At 66.2% G+C, this 17,284-nt stretch carries 12 protein-coding genes; 5 read left to right on the top strand and 7 right to left on the bottom strand.

The genetic code is table 11. The features are described 5' to 3' along the window. Positions 1–7: 7 nt before the first annotated feature. From V6D40_RS04025 to V6D40_RS04010, 4 genes are read right to left on the bottom strand one after another with little or no spacing between them, the layout of a single operon-like run. Positions 8–1,393 carry an amino acid permease gene (locus tag V6D40_RS04025; RefSeq protein ID WP_334289072.1) on the bottom strand — a complete coding sequence of 462 codons (1,386 nt, stop codon included), beginning with the start codon at positions 1,391–1,393 and terminating at the stop codon, positions 8–10. 9 nt (positions 1,394–1,402) lie between these two features. Then, positions 1,403–2,086 (bottom strand): hypothetical protein, encoded by a 684-nt coding sequence (locus V6D40_RS04020; protein WP_334289071.1) that lies wholly within the window; start codon positions 2,084–2,086, stop codon positions 1,403–1,405. A gap of 22 nt (positions 2,087–2,108) precedes the next feature. Then, positions 2,109–2,984 (bottom strand): hypothetical protein, encoded by an 876-nt coding sequence (locus tag V6D40_RS04015; RefSeq protein WP_334289070.1) that lies wholly within the window; start codon positions 2,982–2,984, stop codon positions 2,109–2,111. Between the two features lie 26 nt (positions 2,985–3,010). Then, positions 3,011–3,973 (bottom strand): hypothetical protein, encoded by a 963-nt coding sequence (locus V6D40_RS04010; RefSeq protein WP_334289069.1) that lies wholly within the window; start codon positions 3,971–3,973, stop codon positions 3,011–3,013. Between the two features lie 42 nt (positions 3,974–4,015). On the opposite strand from V6D40_RS04010, the gene V6D40_RS04005 reads away from it, so the two are divergent. Beyond that, positions 4,016–6,073: a DEAD/DEAH box helicase gene (locus V6D40_RS04005; protein WP_334289068.1), complete on the top strand. Its 2,058-nt coding sequence runs from the start codon at positions 4,016–4,018 to the stop codon at positions 6,071–6,073. A 165-nt stretch (positions 6,074–6,238) separates the two neighbouring features. Here the strand turns inward: V6D40_RS04005 and V6D40_RS04000 are convergent, their stop codons facing one another. Genes V6D40_RS04000 through putP form a run of 3 tightly spaced genes read right to left on the bottom strand, consistent with a single transcriptional unit; the run spans position 6,239 to position 8,908 of the window. Then, on the bottom strand, positions 6,239–6,727 hold the full coding sequence (locus V6D40_RS04000) for a DUF2269 domain-containing protein (protein ID WP_334289067.1): 489 nt from the start codon (positions 6,725–6,727) through the stop codon (positions 6,239–6,241). A gap of 11 nt (positions 6,728–6,738) precedes the next feature. Further along, a complete protein-coding gene (locus V6D40_RS03995; RefSeq protein ID WP_334289066.1) occupies positions 6,739–7,338 on the bottom strand; it encodes an HNH endonuclease family protein in 600 nt (199 codons plus the stop codon). Positions 7,339–7,345: 7 nt separating this feature from the next. Further along, positions 7,346–8,908, bottom strand: coding sequence for a sodium/proline symporter PutP (gene putP, locus V6D40_RS03990; RefSeq protein WP_334289065.1), 1,563 nt, complete (start codon positions 8,906–8,908; stop codon positions 7,346–7,348). A gap of 98 nt (positions 8,909–9,006) precedes the next feature. Here putP and V6D40_RS03985 point away from each other — a divergent pair, with 98 nt between their 5' ends. The 4 genes from V6D40_RS03985 (at position 9,007) to V6D40_RS03970 (ending at position 17,160) form a co-directional block, all read left to right on the top strand. Then, positions 9,007–12,105 carry a DEAD/DEAH box helicase gene (locus V6D40_RS03985; protein WP_334289064.1) on the top strand — a complete coding sequence of 1,033 codons (3,099 nt, stop codon included), beginning with the start codon at positions 9,007–9,009 and terminating at the stop codon, positions 12,103–12,105. Beyond that, on the top strand, positions 12,098–12,913 hold the full coding sequence (locus V6D40_RS03980) for a hypothetical protein (RefSeq protein WP_334289063.1): 816 nt from the start codon (positions 12,098–12,100) through the stop codon (positions 12,911–12,913). The genes V6D40_RS03985 and V6D40_RS03980 overlap by 8 nt, the downstream gene beginning before the upstream one ends. A gap of 417 nt (positions 12,914–13,330) precedes the next feature. Then, complete coding sequence (locus V6D40_RS03975; RefSeq protein WP_334289062.1) at positions 13,331–14,497, top strand: metallophosphoesterase family protein; 1,167 nt, start codon at positions 13,331–13,333, stop codon at positions 14,495–14,497. 2 nt (positions 14,498–14,499) lie between these two features. After that, positions 14,500–17,160, top strand: coding sequence for an AAA family ATPase (locus V6D40_RS03970; protein ID WP_334289061.1), 2,661 nt, complete (start codon positions 14,500–14,502; stop codon positions 17,158–17,160). Positions 17,161–17,284: the final 124 nt, after the last annotated feature.

Here is a 17,284-nt window from a genome sequence, read left to right as displayed (position 1 = left end):
AGCGCGGCTACTTGCGGTCGTAGGCGGTGTGCGCTTGGGCAGTTGCTTGCGGACGCCCCGTTACAAAGTACAAAACCGTCATGACCAGCAGGAACCCGATGCCGACCGCGAGCGCCAAGTGGTACTGCGGCAGCCACGCCATGATGCCGAAAGTGAAGAGGATAAACGCCACCGAGAACCACTGCCCGTAGGGCCAAAACGGCACCGGGAAGCGCAGCGCCTGAACTTGCGTGGGCGTCATGCGGCGCCTAGACGCGATGTGGGCGAGCAGAATCATCAACCATACAAACACGGTGGCGAAGGTGGCCAGTGCCGCGATGGTTTCAAAGACGTTGGGGAACGCCGCGTTGAGCGCCACTCCCACAACCAGCACGATGAGTAGCGAGACTGTGGTCATGACGGGGATGTCGCGCACTGTCTTCGCCATGGCGCGCGGCGCGAGACCCTCCTTGGCCAAGCCGGTGAGCACGCGCCCGGTACCGAAGAGGTCTGCGTTGATCGCGGAGAGCGCCGCGGTGATCACGACGAGGTTGAGTAGCCCCGCTGCCCAGGAGACGCCGAGCGTGGAGAAGATCTGCACGAACGGCGACTCGTCGCCGGTGATGGTGCGCCACGGGTTCAGCATCAAAATCACCAGGATGGCGAGCACGTAGAAAAGCAGGATACGCAGCGGCACGGTGTTGACGGCTTTCGGGATCGCCTGGTCCGGGTCGTCTGCCTCGGTGCCGGCGACACCAATGATCTCGGTGCCGCCGAAGGCGAAGAGCACGAGGATGAACGCGGCGATCATGCCTTGGCCGCCGTTGGGGAAGAAGCCGCCGTCGTTCCACAGGTTGTCGATGCCGGTCATCGCGGGGTTCTCACCGAGTCCGAAGGTGAGAATCGCCGCGCCGCCGACGATCATCGCCACCACCGCGGCGACCTTGATCAGCGTGAACGCGAACTCGAGTTCTCCGAACCAGCGCACACTGGCCAGGTTCGCCGCGCCGATGACGAGCAGTGTCACCGCGATCCACACCCACGACGCGGTGTCGGGGAACCAGAACTTCATGTAGATGCCGATCGCAGTGAGGTCAGCCAAACACACGATCATCATCTCGAAGGCGAACATCCAGCCGGTGATGTAGCCGCCCAAGCCGCCCAGGTGCTCGCGGCAGTACACGGCGAACGAGCCGCGCACCGGGTGGCGCACGCTCATCTCGCCGAGCGCGCGAAGCATGAAGTACACGACCGCCCCGCCGAGCAGGTAGACCAGCAGCACCGAGGGACCCGCCGCCTGGATCGCGCCGGCAGAGCCGTAGAACAAGCCCGTGCCGATGGCGGAGCCGAGTGCGATGAAGTGGATGTGACGGTGTGTCAGGCCTCGTGCGGGCGCCGAAGGGGCGGAATTCATACGATGAGCTTAAGGGGTGAAGCGATCCGAGGAGTACTGACCTTGGGGTGAGACCTCGAACCAGTGCCCGGCCCGCTCAACGCGCATGGTGCCGTCTTGGAAATGCTGGAAGGTGTAATCCCCGGCGGTGACTTTCTGGCCGGGGAAGAGCTGGGCAGCTTCCGGCGCGCCCTCGCCGCCGCCGGTGGAGTGGGTGACGGCGAAACCGCGGTCGTCGCCCCACATGATGACGTCCGGGTGCTGGCCGGCGGGTGCTCCGTAGTCCGGGTCCAGAGGCGGCAGGGCACCTGCCAGCGCGAGGTCGCAGGAGAAGTAGCCGCCACCTGCGTAGTAGACGCACGTGTTGCCGGGGGAGAGCGTGATCGCGTACGCGGCGAACGGGTCGGTTGGCTCCGCCTCGGTGAAGTCGGCGGGGTCGCGCTCCACTGCGGGCGCGGGGGCGGCGTCGAAGGACGCGGTAGTTGGCGCGGCGGTGGCCTCGGTGGGCTCGGTGGTTTCCGTGGCCTCGCTGGTGCCCGTGGTCTCGGTGGGGGTTGGGGCTTCCGAGGTGTGCGTGTTTGCAGGGGAGGGGGTTTGGGAGGAGGTGGTGGGGGCGTCGTCAAGCGCCTGCTCCTGCGCGTCCGTGCCGCAGGCGGTGAGTGCGGCGCATGCGAGGGCGGCGAGGAGCAGCGGGCGGGTGCGGAGGATGGCCATGGGGCAATCCTACGGCGCAGGTTTAGGCCGGTTGGGCCTCGACGCGGCCGCCGGTGGACGCGGTGCAGACCGACCGCTCGCCGCCCTTGTCCTCGCACGTGAACGAGATGCCGTCAATCTCGTACTCGCGCGGCAGGGAGCTTGGCTCGCGCGTCATGCCCTGCGCGGCCTGGGAGCCAGCGGCGCATAGACTCGCATCAGTTGCTTCGACAACGAACAAACGCCCGGAGTAGTCGAACGTCTCGCACGTGGCCGGGCCTGCGGCGACCTCCTGCGTCGATGCGCCGCCCGCGGCCGGGTCGAAGCTGTCGGAGCTGTACTGGCCGTCCGCGTCGATCTCGAACCAGTGGCTACCCGTCGTCACCCGCACCGAGGCGTCGTGGTTGCGGGTAAACGTCACGTTACCGATCTCGACGAACTCGCCGGGGTTCAGCGGGTGGTACACCCCCGGGCCGTCGCCGCCGCCGACGAGGACGGAGGTGTAGAACTTGTCGTCTAAAAAGCCCACGTAATCGACGGGGCCGCTGGTGAACTCGTACGGCTGCTCGTCGGGCGGGAGCACGCCCTGGAAATTCACCTCGCAGCCGAAATAGTTGCCGGGTTTGTACACGCAGGTCGCGTCGTCCTCCTTGAGCGCGACGGCGTACATCTCGTGGTAGGCGCCTGGGACCTCGAACTCGTTGGCGCTGCGCTCGAGCATCTTCGGGGCGTCCGCGGTGGTCTCGGTGGTCGCTGACGTCGCGGTGGTCGCTGACGTCTCTGCGGAGCGGGTCGCTGCAGGTGCGGCGTCGATCGTCGGTTCCGGGACCGCGTCCTGGCCACCTGCGCAGGCGGTGGCGCCAAGCAGCACGGCGCACGAAGCGGCGGCGATTACCGCGGGCCGGGGAAGAAACGACATGCCCACGAGATTACGTGAGCCAAGGGCTACAGGCGGGGCAAATCGTCCGGTTCAACCGCGACGACGGAACCGCTGCCGTCACCCGCCGCGCTGCCGTTCAACCCGCCCGCGCTGCAGCTGAGCTTGCCGTTGGCGCCGACGTACTCCTCGCCGTCGAAGAAGTAGCGGCCGGAGCAGCCCCAGTTCTCCGGCGACTCCCACAGCGCGGCGTTGCCCTGGATGCTGCTATCTCCCTCCCGCAGCGCCGTGATGTAGCCGTCCATCGCGTCCATGGCGGCGGGGCAGATGGTGCCGTCCTCGGCGGCGACGACAAGCCGGTCCTTGTTATCCAGCGAGTAGACGCGGCCGCAGACGGTGCCCTTGTCCACCGGCTCCTTGGACTGCGCGACGCGGTCGGTCGAATCCCAGTCGTGCTGGATCACCCCGCTGTGCACCTCGTAGCCTTCGCCGGCGCGCTCGGCGCGGAACCCGCCGTCGCGCAAGTGGTAGATCGTCGTGCCGTAAATGGTGACGCGCTCACCCGGCTCGAGCGCGCGCGGCGGGGACATGAACCCTTGCGAACCCGGCGACATCCCCGTTTCGAATTTCTCCGCGTCGAAATCGAAGGAGACGACGTTGGCGAACGGCGGGTTGGGCCAGCCTCCGTCGAACTCGATATCCGGGGTGGGATAGCGAAAGCGTGCCTGGCACACAACGAGCGCGCTCAGCCGCGGGTCCTCGGGAGTCTTGTCGATCAGGTAGCACCCGGAAACACCGGATTCCGGTGTGCCCGCGACGGTGGCGCCCGAGCCCTCGATAAACAGATTCGGGTCGACGTCGACGTACGGTTCGTCGGTTTCGGCCGTGTCGAGTAAGTCGGGGGCACTGCTTGCCGACGCACCCTTGTCCACCCCAGAACCAGCCTGGCCGAACAGCGGCACACCGCAGCTCGCGAGCAGCGCGGAGCAGGCGAGCGTGGCGAGGAGTTTCGAGGAGCGCAGAAAAATCACAAATAGCAGATTAACGGGTCAACGGCGTAAGGTGGGCGAACAATGAGCATTTCCGAAAACGCCACCGGCGGCGAGAATAAGCCGGACATGAACTTGTCGGAAAATCAGGATAACCCGCAGGATGTCGCGGCCACTGCTGACGCAGCCGCAGAAAACGACACCAGGGATGCGGGGGTTTCTGAGGAGACCGGCGCTGCGGACGACGCAGCCAACGCCGAGGGCATTGTCACCCTCGAAGAGGTAATCGAGACAGAAGAGCCGGCTGGGGCTGGGGAGCCTGCCGAGGAGCCGGCCGAAGACAACGGCTTCGACGGCCTCGGCTTGCCGGGCACGGTCGTCGACGCCGTCAAGCGCGTCGGTTTCGAGCAGCCGTCGCCGATCCAGGCGCAGACCATCCCGCTGCTGATGCAGGGCCGCGACGTTGTCGGCCTCGCGCAGACCGGTACGGGCAAGACCGCGGCGTTCGCGCTGCCGGTGCTGTCACAGATCGACCCGAAGGAGCGCTACCCGCAGGCGCTGGTGCTTGCGCCGACGCGCGAGCTCGCGCTGCAGGTGTCGGACTCTTTCCAGTCGTTCGCCGATCACCTGGGCGGCATCCACATTCTGCCGATTTACGGCGGCCAGGCCTACGGCATCCAGCTTTCTGGCCTGCGCCGCGGCGCGCAGGTGATCGTCGGCACCCCGGGCCGAGTGATCGACCACCTGGAGAAGGGCTCGCTGGACATCTCCAACCTGCGCTTCTTGGTGCTTGATGAGGCCGACGAGATGCTGAACATGGGCTTCCAGGAAGATGTCGAGCGCATCCTCGAGGACACCCCGGAGGACAAGCAGGTTGCTCTTTTCTCGGCGACGATGCCGGGTGCGATCCGCCGCATTTCCAAGCAGTACCTCAACGACCCGGTCGAGGTGACGGTCAAGAGCGAGACCCGCACCAACACCAACATCACCCAGCGCTACCTGTTCACCGCGCACCGCAACAAGCTCGACGCGATGACGCGCATCCTCGAGGTTACCGAGTTCGAGGCCATGATCGTGTTCGTGCGCACGAAGAACGAGACCGAGGAGATCGCCGAGAAGCTGCGCGCCCGCGGTTTCTCCGCCGCCGCTATCAACGGCGACATCGCTCAGAACCAGCGCGAGCGCACGGTGGATCAGCTCCGCGACGGCCGCCTCGACATCCTGGTCGCCACCGACGTCGCCGCCCGCGGCCTCGATGTGGAGCGCATCAGCCACGTTTTGAACTACGACATCCCGAACGACACGGAGTCTTACGTCCACCGCATCGGCCGCACCGGCCGCGCTGGGCGCAGCGGCGAGGCCATCCTCTTCGTCACCCCGCGCGAGCGCCGGATGCTGCGCTCCATCGAGCGCGTGACCAACGCGACGATCGAGGAAATGGACCTGCCGACGGTCGACGAGGTCAACGAAAGCCGCAAGGCGAAGTTCATGGATTCCATCACCGCGTCCTTGGAGGCCTCCGACTTGGACGTGTTCAAGTCGATGGTGCGCGAGTACTCCGCGGCCAACAACGTCCCGATGGACGATGTCGCCGCAGCACTGGCCACCCAGGCCCAGGCCGGCGACGAGTTCCTGATGAAGGAGCCGCCGAAGGACAAGCGCGACCGCCGCGACCGCGATCGTTTCGACCGCGAGGACCGCCGGGGCCGCGACCGTTTCGACCGCGACGACCGCCGCGGTCGCGACCGGGACGACCGCTTCGATCGCGGTGACCGCGGCAGCTTCGACACCTACCGCCTGGATGTGGGCAAGCGCCAGCACGTCCGCCCGGGTGCCATCGTCGGCGCCCTGGCTAACGAGGGCGGGCTGAGCTCCAAGGACTTCGGCCGCATCACCATCGGTGGCGACTTCACTCTGGTTGAGCTGCCGAAGAACCTCGACCAGTCCGTGCTCGACCGCCTGAGCGACACCCGCATCTCCGGTCAGCTGATCAACATCCAGCGCGACCACGGTGCGCCGCCGCGCGACCGGGGCGGCCGCGGCGGCTACCGGGGCGACCGCGACCGCGGCGGGTACCGCGGGGGCCGGGACCGCGACCGCGGTGGCCGCGGCGGTGGGTTCCGGAACCGGGACCGCGACTAGCGCCGCGCCGGACGGTGATAGCGGATAACTCGCGGCCTGGTTCGCGTTTCCGCAGGTCGTCGTGACGGCCTTGCGGAGTTACCCGCTATCAGCAACTGCCCAAACGGGAAGTGCCCACCCTCAATGAACGAGGGCGGGCACTTTCTTGGTCTTCGCGCAGGCGGTTTACCAGGTGTCCGGGGCAGGGACGAACATCAGGATCAGGGTGAGGAACCAGAGCAGGTTGAAGATGCCGGCGCCGGCTGCTGCCTTAGCCTTGGCCTTCTCGAAGTTCTCGGTGACGTCGCCAGGAGCTGCGTCGGCCGGCTCAAGCGCGCCGAGGGAGCCCATAATCTTGCGCTGTTGCGGGATCACCATGCCGAGCAGGATCGCCCACGCGATGACGGAAAGCACGATGGCGGTGTGCAGCAGGTAGTTGGACTTGTGCACCTCCCAGTCCATGGCCATGACCACGCCGCCGAGCAGCGGGGCGAGCAGGGAGAGGAGGCCATAGTTGCGGGTGATCTTGTGCAGCACCGATGCGTGACCGGTGGACTCTTCGCCGCCGGCGCGCGCCTTGGAGGCTTCTGCCGGGAACATTGAAGAGGAAACCACCACGGGACCGAGCAGAACGATCGCTGCAGCGACGTGCAGGAAGACGAAAAATGTGTTCATGACGCCCAACACTACAGGGATCTGCGGGAAATGAGACCCTGAAACCCTCCGCACGAGCGCCGCATAGCGCGCTGATCTTCCCGTGTGAACGGCAGGTTGTACTTCGATGCCACCGCCGAAATACGCCGGGAGTAGGCGCAGCGGGCTAAGCGGTCCGGCGGCATCCACTCGCCGGGCAGCGCGTCGGACTTGGACTGGTTGGCCCGCGACGACGTGACGGTGAGGTTCAGCGGGTCGTTGGCGAAGGCGAGGCGCATCTCTTGCGGCCAGGCGTGGGCGCCCATGTCCCAGGCCGCGGAGAGCGGGTAGATGTGGTCGATCTCCACGTCTATCGGGAGGAGATTGTCGCCGGTGTAGGGGTCGCGGATGGGGCCGACGTCCCAGTCGCGGTAGGCGACGGTGCACGGCGTGGACCACGCGGCGGCCATGGCGGTTTGGCGGCTGTCGCAACCGTTGGGGCCCACTGCCCACCCCGGTCCGAACGCCTGTTGGCGCTGGTATCCGGTGGTGGTGAAGCGGGGTTGTAAGGGGGCGTCGACAAGCAGCTGCCCCGTGGGGAACGGCACGGTGAGTGCTGTGAGAGCGGTCAGGATGAGAAGGTAGCGTCGCACACCCTTCTTAGACGCCCTTTGCGCCCTCCTGGTTCCGCAGCGCGTCGGCGAAGCTGACCTCGGGGTGGGCAAGGGCGTAATCGGTGACGGCAACCGCGCGATCGAACTCCGCTTCAACACCCGGCTTCGGCTGGGTCATCAGCGAGACGACGACCATCGCGAGGGTGGCCAGAATGACGCCCGGGACGATCTCGTAGATGATGTCGCCGTAGAACGTGCCCCAGACGAAGACGGTCACGGCGCCGACGATCATGCCTGCGATCGCGCCAGGGGCGGTCAGGCGGCGCCAGTACAGCGAGGCGAGTACCACCGGGCCGAATGCGGCGCCGAAGCCCGCCCACGCGAAGCCGACGAGGCCGAGGATGGTGTCGGACGGGTTAAACGCCATCAACATTGCGATGACAGCGATGGCAACGACCATGGTGCGCGACAAGAAGAGTAGAGCGCCCTGGCTCGGCTCCTTCTTGAAGATGCGGTAGAGGTCCTCGATCAGGGCCGAGGACGTGATCAACAGCTGCGAGGACATCGTGGACATGATCGCGCCCAGGACGGCTGTGAGAATGATGCCGGCAATCAGCGGGTGGAACATCAGGCGCGCGAGATCCAGGAACACGGTCTCGAATCCTTCGCGGTCCGTGACGAAGTCGGTGGTGGTGCCGAAGTAGATGGTGGCTGCTAGCGCGGTGAAGATCGCGCCAACGTAGCAAAAAGCGACCCAGATCATGCCGGTGCGACGGCCTGCCCGCGCCTCAGCGGGGGAGCGCAGCGCCATGAAGCGGGTGACAATGTGCGGCTGGCCGAAGTAGCCCAGGCCCCACGCCAAGTTACCGATGATGGTTGCTACCGAGACGCCGGCGACCACGTTGAAGTAGTCCGGGTTACCCTCCGGCCACGGGCCGTACGGGTTGGAGGTGGCGTAGGAGAAGATGTCGCCCGGGTTATCCACGGCGATCAGCGCCATGATCGGAACGATCATAAGAGCCGCGAACATCAAGATGCCCTGCACCACGTCGGTGTAGCTCACGGCGAGGAAGCCGCCGAAGAAGGTGTAAAGCACTGTAATCGAGCCGACAATGAGCATGCCGGTGACGTAATCCCCGCCGAAGGTGGACTCGTAGTAGCGGCCGCCGGAGACCATGCCGGAGGAAACGTAGAACGTGAAGAAGAAGATGATGATCAGCGCAGCCGTAACGCGCAGGACACGCGAAGAATCGCGGGTGCGGTTTTCAAAGAAGCTGGGCAGCGTGATCGAGTTGTTGGAGACCTCGGTGTACGCGCGCAGACGCGGCGCAACCCACTTCCAGTTTGCCCAGGTGCCGATGAACAGGCCGATGACGATCCACAGCTCGCTCATGCCCGAGACGTACAGGGCGCCGGGCAGACCCATGAGCAGCCACCCCGACATGTCCGACGCGCCAGCGGACAGCGCGGCGACAAACGGGCTTAGGCCGCGGTCGGCGAGCACGTAGTCGTCGTACTTACTCGTCTTCATCCACGAGTAGAAGCCGATGGCAACCATCGCGCCGAAGTACAAGACGATGGCGAGCACCAGCCAAAAATTGTCTGACATGTTTCCTCCTTCTCACTAAAAGTGTGATGTGGATGACATCGTACTTCATTAAATGAACGCTCACGGCCGTGTTTGAGGAGGGTGTTATAACAGTGGGTATGCCTCAATTCCTGCTCCACGGACTCTGGTTGCCGGAGTCCGGCCTCAACATGTGGGTTGAGCAGGTCGAAGGCCACCGCATTGTCACCATGGACAAGGTTGGGCCAGAGACGTTTCCGCCGGTGGTGCACGAGCTGATAGACGGCAACAAGTTCCGCCACCGCAACCAGATCCGGTTGCAAACACCCAAGGGCCGCCCCGTGGAGCTGGTGGCGCCCACGGCGGCGCTGACGCCTGAAGACACGGTGCTGCTCTTATCCGGCCTGGCCAAGCTGGCGCCGGAGGAGAGCGGGGCGCTCGCGCCGGACCTGCGTTGGCTCGTGCAGATGTTCCGCGGCCTCGACCGCTTCGTGCGCGCCGGGCGCGTGACTATCCAGGTGCCGCTGAAGGACGCGCTCTGGTACGCACAGTGGCAGCTCGGCACCGGCGTGGCGGAGCGCGGTTGGCTCGCGTCCATGGTCGCGGCCGCGCCCGGGGTGCTGGTTGCGAACAACCCCACGTTGAGCGAGGACATGGCCAAGACGCTGGTCCACTGGATTGCCACCGAGCGGCTGCGCGACGCCGGCACCGCCCTGGATGCGCGCCCGTACGGCCGGCACGACTTCATCAACTCGCTGCTCACTGGCGCCCCGCTGCGCCGCGGCAGCGCGCTTCTGTCGCGGCGGATGGGGGACTGGAACGGCTCGATCGCCGCTGTCAACCTGCAGCTGGTGTTCATCGCGGACGCGCCGCTGGAGGACGGCGAGGGCGGTGGCGGGGAAAGCGCAAACGCCAACGTGTGGCCGGTGCGCGTGCAGGTGCGCTCCGGCACCGACGCGCCGCGCCCGGTGCGCCAGCACGACTACGACGGGCAGACGGCGCAGCGCCTGCGCAGCGAGCTCGCCCGCGCGGTCGCCGCGACCGACCTGGTGGATCCAGCCCGCCACCCGCACCCGCTGGGGGTGCAGGGCGGCCCCGACGACGGGGACTGGGACATCTACTTAACCGCCGACGAGATCGCGGAGTTTGTCCGCGCGGGCGCATCCAGGCTGCGCGCCGTGGGCTTCGCCGTCATGCTGCCGAAGGCGTGGACCACTGCGGAGACACGCGCGAAACTGCACGTCACCCGCGAGCAGAACCCGTACGACACATCCACTGTGCGCCACCTGGGCTTCGACACGCTCATGCAGTACGACTGGCGCGTCTCCGTCGGCGACATGGAACTTACCGACGAGGAGATGCGGGAGCTGGTCAACTCCAAGTCCGGCCTAGTGAAGCTCCGCGGCGAGTGGGTGCTGGCGGATAAGGCCGGGCTCGCCCGCACCGAGCGCTACATGCGCGAGCTGCACAAATCGAGTCTTGAGGAGCTGACTCAGCGCGTGGAGGCGGCCGAGCGGCTTGCCGCGATGGCGAAGGCAGCGGGTAGCGGCGACGCTGAGGAACTCGCGGCGCACGCGGCCAAGCTGCGCGAGGAGATGAAGGAGGCGGAGAAAGAGGAGCTCGGCGGCACGGTGTCCGCGTCCGAGCTGCGCCAGCTCGCGCTCGAGTCCTCGGCGGAGGCGGGCTTGGAACCGCCGGTCGAGATCACCGGCGCGACCTGGTACAACTCCCTGCTCGGCGGCACGGACCGCCCGGCGCCCGAGCGCGTTGACATCCCGCCCACCGTTCAAGCGGTGCTGCGCGAGTACCAGCGGCGAGGGGTGGACTGGCTGTATTTCATGTCCAGGAACAACTTGGGGGCAGTGCTTGCCGACGATATGGGGTTAGGCAAAACCCTCCAACTCCTCGCGCTCCTCGCGGTCGAGGCAGACGCGGGGCGGAAAGCGGGGCCGTCCATTGTCATCGCGCCGACGTCGGTGGTGGGCAACTGGGCCCGCGAGGCGCAGAAGTTCGTGCCAAGCATGAAGGTTGTGGTGCACCACGGCAACGGGCGCCTGCGCGGGGCGGAACTCGTCGCAGCCGCGAGCCAGGCGGACCTGGTCATCACTTCCTACGGCGTGGTGAGCAGGGACTCCGCCGACCTCTCGGCGATCCAGTGGGACCACGTGGTGGTGGACGAGGCCCAGGCCATCAAAAACGCTGGCACGCAGGCGGCGAAAAGCGTGCGGCGCCTGCCGGCGCGCCAGCGCATTGCGCTCACCGGCACCCCGATCGAAAACAAGCTGGCGGAGCTGCGCAGCCTGCTCGATTTCGTGAACCCTGGCATGCTCGGCTCGCAAGCCTTTTTCCGCAACCACTTTGCCAAGGTCATCGAGCGCGGCGACGACGCGCTGAGCGAGGAAATGGGGCAGCGGCTGCAGCGCCTCACCGCGCCGTTTATCTTGCGCCGCCTGAAAACGGACCAGGCGATCGTGGACGACCTGCCGGATAAGGCCGAGCACGTCATCGGGGTGGACATGACGGCGGAGCAGGGCGCGCTCTACACCGCGCTGACCGAGGAGATGGGGCGCGAGCTGGCGCGCCGCGAGGGCATGGCGCGGCGCGGGCTCGTTTTGTCGATGATCACCCGCATCAAGCAGATCTGCAACCACCCGGCGCACTTTCTCGGCGACGGCTCCCCGGTCACCATCAAGGGGCGCCACCGCTCGGGCAAGGTGGAGAAACTGGTTGAGATCCTCGACCAGGCCGCGGAGACCGGCCAGCGCGTGCTGATCTTCACCCAGTACAAGGCGTTCGGCGACATCCTCCAGCCGTACTTGAGCGAGCGGCTCGGTGAGCAGATCCCGTTCCTGCACGGCGGGGTGGGCAAAAATGCCCGCGACGCGATGGTGGAGCGCTTTCAATCCCCGGACGGTCCTCCCGCGATGCTGCTGTCGCTGAAAGCTGGCGGCACGGGGTTGAACCTCACCGCGGCGTCGATTGTGGTGCACATGGACCGCTGGTGGAACCCTGCGGTGGAGAACCAGGCGACGGACCGCGCTTTCCGCATCGGCCAGCAGAAGGATGTCACGGTGTACAAGATGATCACCCGCGGCACGATGGAGGAGCGCATCCAGGAAGTGCTTGACGGCAAGATGCACCTCGCCGGCGCCGTGGTCGGGGAGGGCGAGGGCTGGATCACCGAGCTCGACGCCGATGACCTGGCCAAGCTCATTAGTTTCAGGGGGCACCGTGAATAGGCCGAGCGAAGACAACGTCATCTACGCCAACTTTGGCGCGCGCCGGCGCGTGAGCTCCCCGGAGGAGACGGGTTCACCCACGGTGTCAGAGCCTGCGGACCAGCTCTCCCACGCCGCGATGGTGGTGCTCAATGCCGCGCTTCGCCGCACAGACGCGGGGCGCGTGAAGCGGGGCCGCGACTACGCTGAGAAAGGTCACGTCACCGAGCTTCGGGTGCGGCCGAACTCCATGGACGCAAGCGTGGCGGGCAGCCAGAACGAACCGTTCTACGCCGGTTTCATCCTTCCGGTACGCACGCAGGAAGAGCTGAAGCAGGCGATGAGTGCGATGGCGGCAACGCCTGGCGGGCTTGAGCGGGCAGAGAAGGGCGAGTTCCCTGACGAGGTGCTGGACGTCTTCCTCGGGGCCGCCCCGGAGGAGTTCCGTTTCTTCTGCGACTGCCCCGACCCTGCTGATGTGTGCAAGCACGCCGTCGCCGTCGCCGTCGCGGCGGCCCGGCGCATCAACCAGCAGCCGGCCACCGTGTTCGCCATCCGCAACATGGCGATGGATGCGGTGGAGGCATCGCTTCGCGACGGGGCGTACACCATCGCCAAAGCCAACGCCGAAGCCGGATCCGAATACTTCTGGTCGGGCCGGGACATGCCCGACCTGCCGAACCCCAAGATCGCCCCCATGATCGACGATTCCGACACCGACCTTCTGCGCCGCGCGTTGGAAAGCGTGTCGTTTACCAACATCGACCTGCTCAACGCGGTCGCCGACATCGAAGACCTGTACGACACGCTGGTCGAAGAAGACGACTAGCGCGTACAGGGTTGCCGGGGTGCGAATGGGCTACAGCGGTCGGTTTCAGTGTGCGTTTCAGTCCGGCCCAGGGTGTAGCTCCCAAGGAGAAACGGGCGCTTTTCAGGCCTGTTTCCCCAGGTGAGGTGTCTAGTCAAATCATTGGGAGCTACAGGGCAGCCGGGGTGGGGATGAGCTGCAGGGGCCGGTTCAAGTTCGTGGTCGAGTGCGCGTTTCAGTCCGGACCGGGGTGTAGCTCCCAAGGAAAAACGGGCGCTTTTCAGGCCCGTTTCCCCAGGTATGTTGTCTAGTCAAATCCGTGGGAGCTACAGGGGTCGGTCAACTCGCGCAAATCGTTATCCGCAGGCGAGCCATCCTTTAGCCTCTGTGTTCGACGAGGGCGCGGGCGTGTTGGGGTGGCCTGGTATTGGTTAAGGCATGACGCACACCACCTTCATCCACACCTCCGACCTGCAGATCGGGATGACAAGAAAGTTCTTGCCGCCCGAAGCCCAATCCCGTTTCGACGATGCGCGGCTGCGCGCAGTAGAGCGCTTGGGGGAGGTGGCTACAGAGCACGGCGCGCAGTTCATTGTCGTTGCGGGCGACGTGTTCGAGCACAACGCGCTCGAGCTCGCGACCTTGGGCCGCGCGCTGGAGGCGCTGCGCAAACTTCCCGTGCCGGTCTACCTGCTGCCCGGCAACCACGACCCGCTGGTGGCCGACTCGATCTTCCGCAGCACCGAGGGCATCGAGGGGGTCGCGGTGCTCGATTCCTGCGGCCCGGTCGAGGTCGCGGACGGAGTGGATGTCGTCGGCGCGCCGCTAATGACCAAGCACGCCTCCGAGGACCTGTGCGCCAAGTCGGTGCGCGATCTAGCGCCGAGCGAGCGCATCCGCATCCTTGTGGGCCACGGCCAAGTGGAGGGCTACGGGGCGGACGCGAACCCGGCGCTGATCGACCTCCTGGGGTTAGAGGAAAAGCTGGCGGACGGCACCATCGATTACGTCGCGCTCGGGGACACCCACTCAACGCAGCAGTTGGGAGCAAGCGGCCGGGTGTGGTTCTCGGGCTCGCCGGAGACGACTGACTACCACGATCTCACCCCCGGGGTGGCCGGCGGCGAGACAGATTCCGGCAACGTGCTTGTAGTCAGCGTGGACAAAACCGGGACGACGAGCACCGTCGATGTGAAGCCGGTGGCCACCGGCCAGTGGACGTTCGATGCCCTCCACTTCGACGTTGCGGACGCCGGCGATGTCGACCGCGTTATCGAAACCTTGGAGGCTTACCCCGACAAATCCCGCACCGTGATCAAGTACGCGCTCTCCGGGACGCTCGGGCTCGAGGCCACCGCAGATCTTGAGCGGCGCCTGGGGGAGTTGGAGCCGATCTTCGCCGCCCTGTACCCCCGCGAGCGGCTGATGAATCTGCACCTCGAACCCAGCGACGAGGAGCTAGAGAACCTCCCGCTGACCGGCTACGCCAAAGAAGCGATGCGCGAGCTGGTTTCACTTGCCTCGGGCGCAGATGGCGGCGCCAACGACAGCCAAGCCCGCGACGCCGTCAACCTGTTGTTCCGCGTGAGCAAAGAGGAGAAGTAAGAATGCGCATTCACAGCCTCGAAATCGAAAACTTCCGCGGCATCGAACACCTTGTACTCCGCGACTTGCCAGACACCGGCGTCATTGTCATCCACGGCGACAACGAGGCAGGCAAGTCCACCATATTGGACGCGGTCGACCTCGTCCTACGCGAGCGCAGCTCGGCGAAGAAAAAGGAGATCAAAGCCGTCTCGCCGGTCGGCCGCGACGTCACTCCCGCTGTCACGCTCAGCGCGACGGTGGGCGAGACCTCCTTCACCATTCGCAAACAGTGGCTGAAAAGCCCCGAATCAGTCCTCGAGATCACGGCGCCGCAGCGCAAGACTTACACGGGCAGGGAAGCCGACGACCAGCTTGAGCGCATCTTGAGCGAGCACATGGACCGCGAGCTCGCCCAGAACCTGTTCCTTCGCCAGGGCCAGCTCGACCCGGGTATTCAAGCCGCCGGCATTCCCTCGATCGCCGCTGCGCTGCAGGACCGCTCCGGGGGCGAGGCGGTCGCCGTAGAGGACACTGACCTGATGGCCGCGGTCGAGGAGGAGTACGCCAAGTACTTCACCGCGGGTGCGAAGGCGAAGGAGAAGGCGTCCTACGCCGCCAAGTTCACTGCGGTCGAAGAGGCGAAGGCCGCGCACGACCGCGCTCGCCGCGAGGTGGCGGAGCTTTCGACCTATGTCGACGAGGTCGCCCGCCGCGAGGAGGAGATCCGAAACGCCGATGCCGAGATGCCCGAGGCGCTTGAAGAGGCGGCTGCGCGCGAGGCCGAGGCTGTACAGGCCCGCGAACTCGGTGAGCAGGCGCAACGATCGCGCGAGGAATTTACCCGCGCTGCCGCGGCGCTTGAGCGCGCTGAGGAAGACCTTGCATTGCGCGAGCAGCTCACCCAGCGGGTACAGACCCTTACCAAGGAAGCGGGCGACATTCGCGCAAAGCTTGCTCCCGCCCGCGAGGCCGCTGAGCAGGAGGCGGAGAAGCTAACAAATCTCACCCAGGCGCGCGAGGAAGCGAAAGCCGGCGCGGCAGATGCGCGCAGTACCGCGAGAACCGCCGGCAAACGGCGCGACCTCGCGCGCGCGGCACACGATCTGCGCGCCAAAGACGAGCTCATCGAGCGCGTCGAGGAGGCCGACAAGACCTACACCGACCTGCTGGAGAAGACCCCGCGCCGGGAGGTCACCGACAAAGACATCCGGGCACTCGAGGAAGCTGAAAGCGATGTCGCGCTCCAGCGGCGATTGCTCGACGCCGCAGCCGCGAAGCTGGACATCTGCGCCACCGGCCAAAGCATCAAGGTTGACGGTAAGCAGCGCGAGGTCGACGGGACGGTATCCATCGGGGTCTTCGAGGGCACCGAGGTGGTGCTGGGGGACTACACAGTGGTGTACCGCGCGGCGCAGGGGTCCGAGGACCCCCGCGAGGCAGTGCGCAAGGCGGAGGAAAAGCTCGATTCGCTTATCGACGCCACCGGATACCCCTCCATCGCCGCCGCCCGAACCGCCCGCGACGAGCACAAAGAGCACGCCACCGCGTTCAAGGCCGCGAAGCAGCGCCGCGCGGACCTGCTCGGGGGCAGCGACCTAGAAACCCTTCGCGCCGAGCGCGCGGCTCTGCAGTCGACGGTGGCCGAGCTCGCCGAAGAGTTGGGTCTCGACGATGGCGCGGTGGCGGAACTGACCCCAGCCGACACCGAGCAAGCGCTGCGCGAAGCTGAAACCGCCCTCGCGGATGCGGAGCGCGAAGTGGACAACGCTGACGCGGCGGTGAAACCGTACGCTGACCGCAAGGCCGCAAACGAGCTCACTGTGCTTGAGACCCGCTCGGAGACGAAGGACGCGGAGCGCGACGCGGCCCAGGCGGAGCTCGACGCGGCGGAGGAGAAGCACCCGCGCGACGCGATGAAGGCGGCGCTCGAGACCGTGCGCGCCGAGATGGTGGAGGCGAAGAAGGTCCACGACGACCTCGCAGCGCGTTCCGCTGCGGCCGACCCGGAGCTCGCCGAGCGCTTGCTTAACGGGGCCACTACCCGCGTCGAAAACCTGAAACAGCGCAAGTCCGACGCGGAGAACCGGATCCGCGAGCTCGCTGGCCGCATCGACCTCGCCGCTGGCGCCGCAGAAAAGGCAGACCGTGCCGAGGCGGAGCTAGACAAGGCCGAAACCGATCTCCAACGCACCACCCGCCGCGCCGAAGCCGCCCGCCTTCTCCGGGAGACGATGGTGGCTCACCGCGACGCCGCCCGCGCCCGCTACACCGCGCCGTTCAACGAGGCCCTGCGCAACCACGCCCGCGTCATCTACGGCTCCAGCGTGGACTTCAACTTCGGCGATTCGCTGGAGATTACCGAGCGCACGGTCGACGGCACGACGGTGCCATTGTCGGAGCTCTCCGGCGGCACGAAGGAGCAGCTGGCGATCCTGACCCGTTTCGCCATCGCCGACCTGGTCACGGGCACGGGGTCGACGTCGCCGGTTCCGGTTGTGGTGGACGACGCGCTTGGGGCCACGGACCCAGACCGGCTGAGCCGCATGAACCTGCTCTTCGACCAAGTTGGGCAAAACGCCCAGGTGATCGTGTTGACCTGTTTCCCCAGCAGGTTCGACCGCGTCAACGCGGCGCGGCGCTATGCCATAGCGGAACTGAAGGCGCCCACCGCGAGCGCGTAACCCGAAGGAAGCGTTTGAGCCCGGCACCCTGGAGGGGGCGGTGCCGGGCTCAAACTCTGTACATGCAATGCCTTGGAGGGGGATGCATTGATGTAAGACTGTAGTAAATAATGGACGCGTCAAC

The organism is Corynebacterium sp. Marseille-Q4381, assembly GCF_036881695.1.
Classification (GTDB): Bacteria; Actinomycetota; Actinomycetes; order Mycobacteriales; family Mycobacteriaceae; genus Corynebacterium.
Note: the sequence above shows the minus strand (reverse complement) of the source record. Positions and strands in the feature narration are given on the sequence as shown.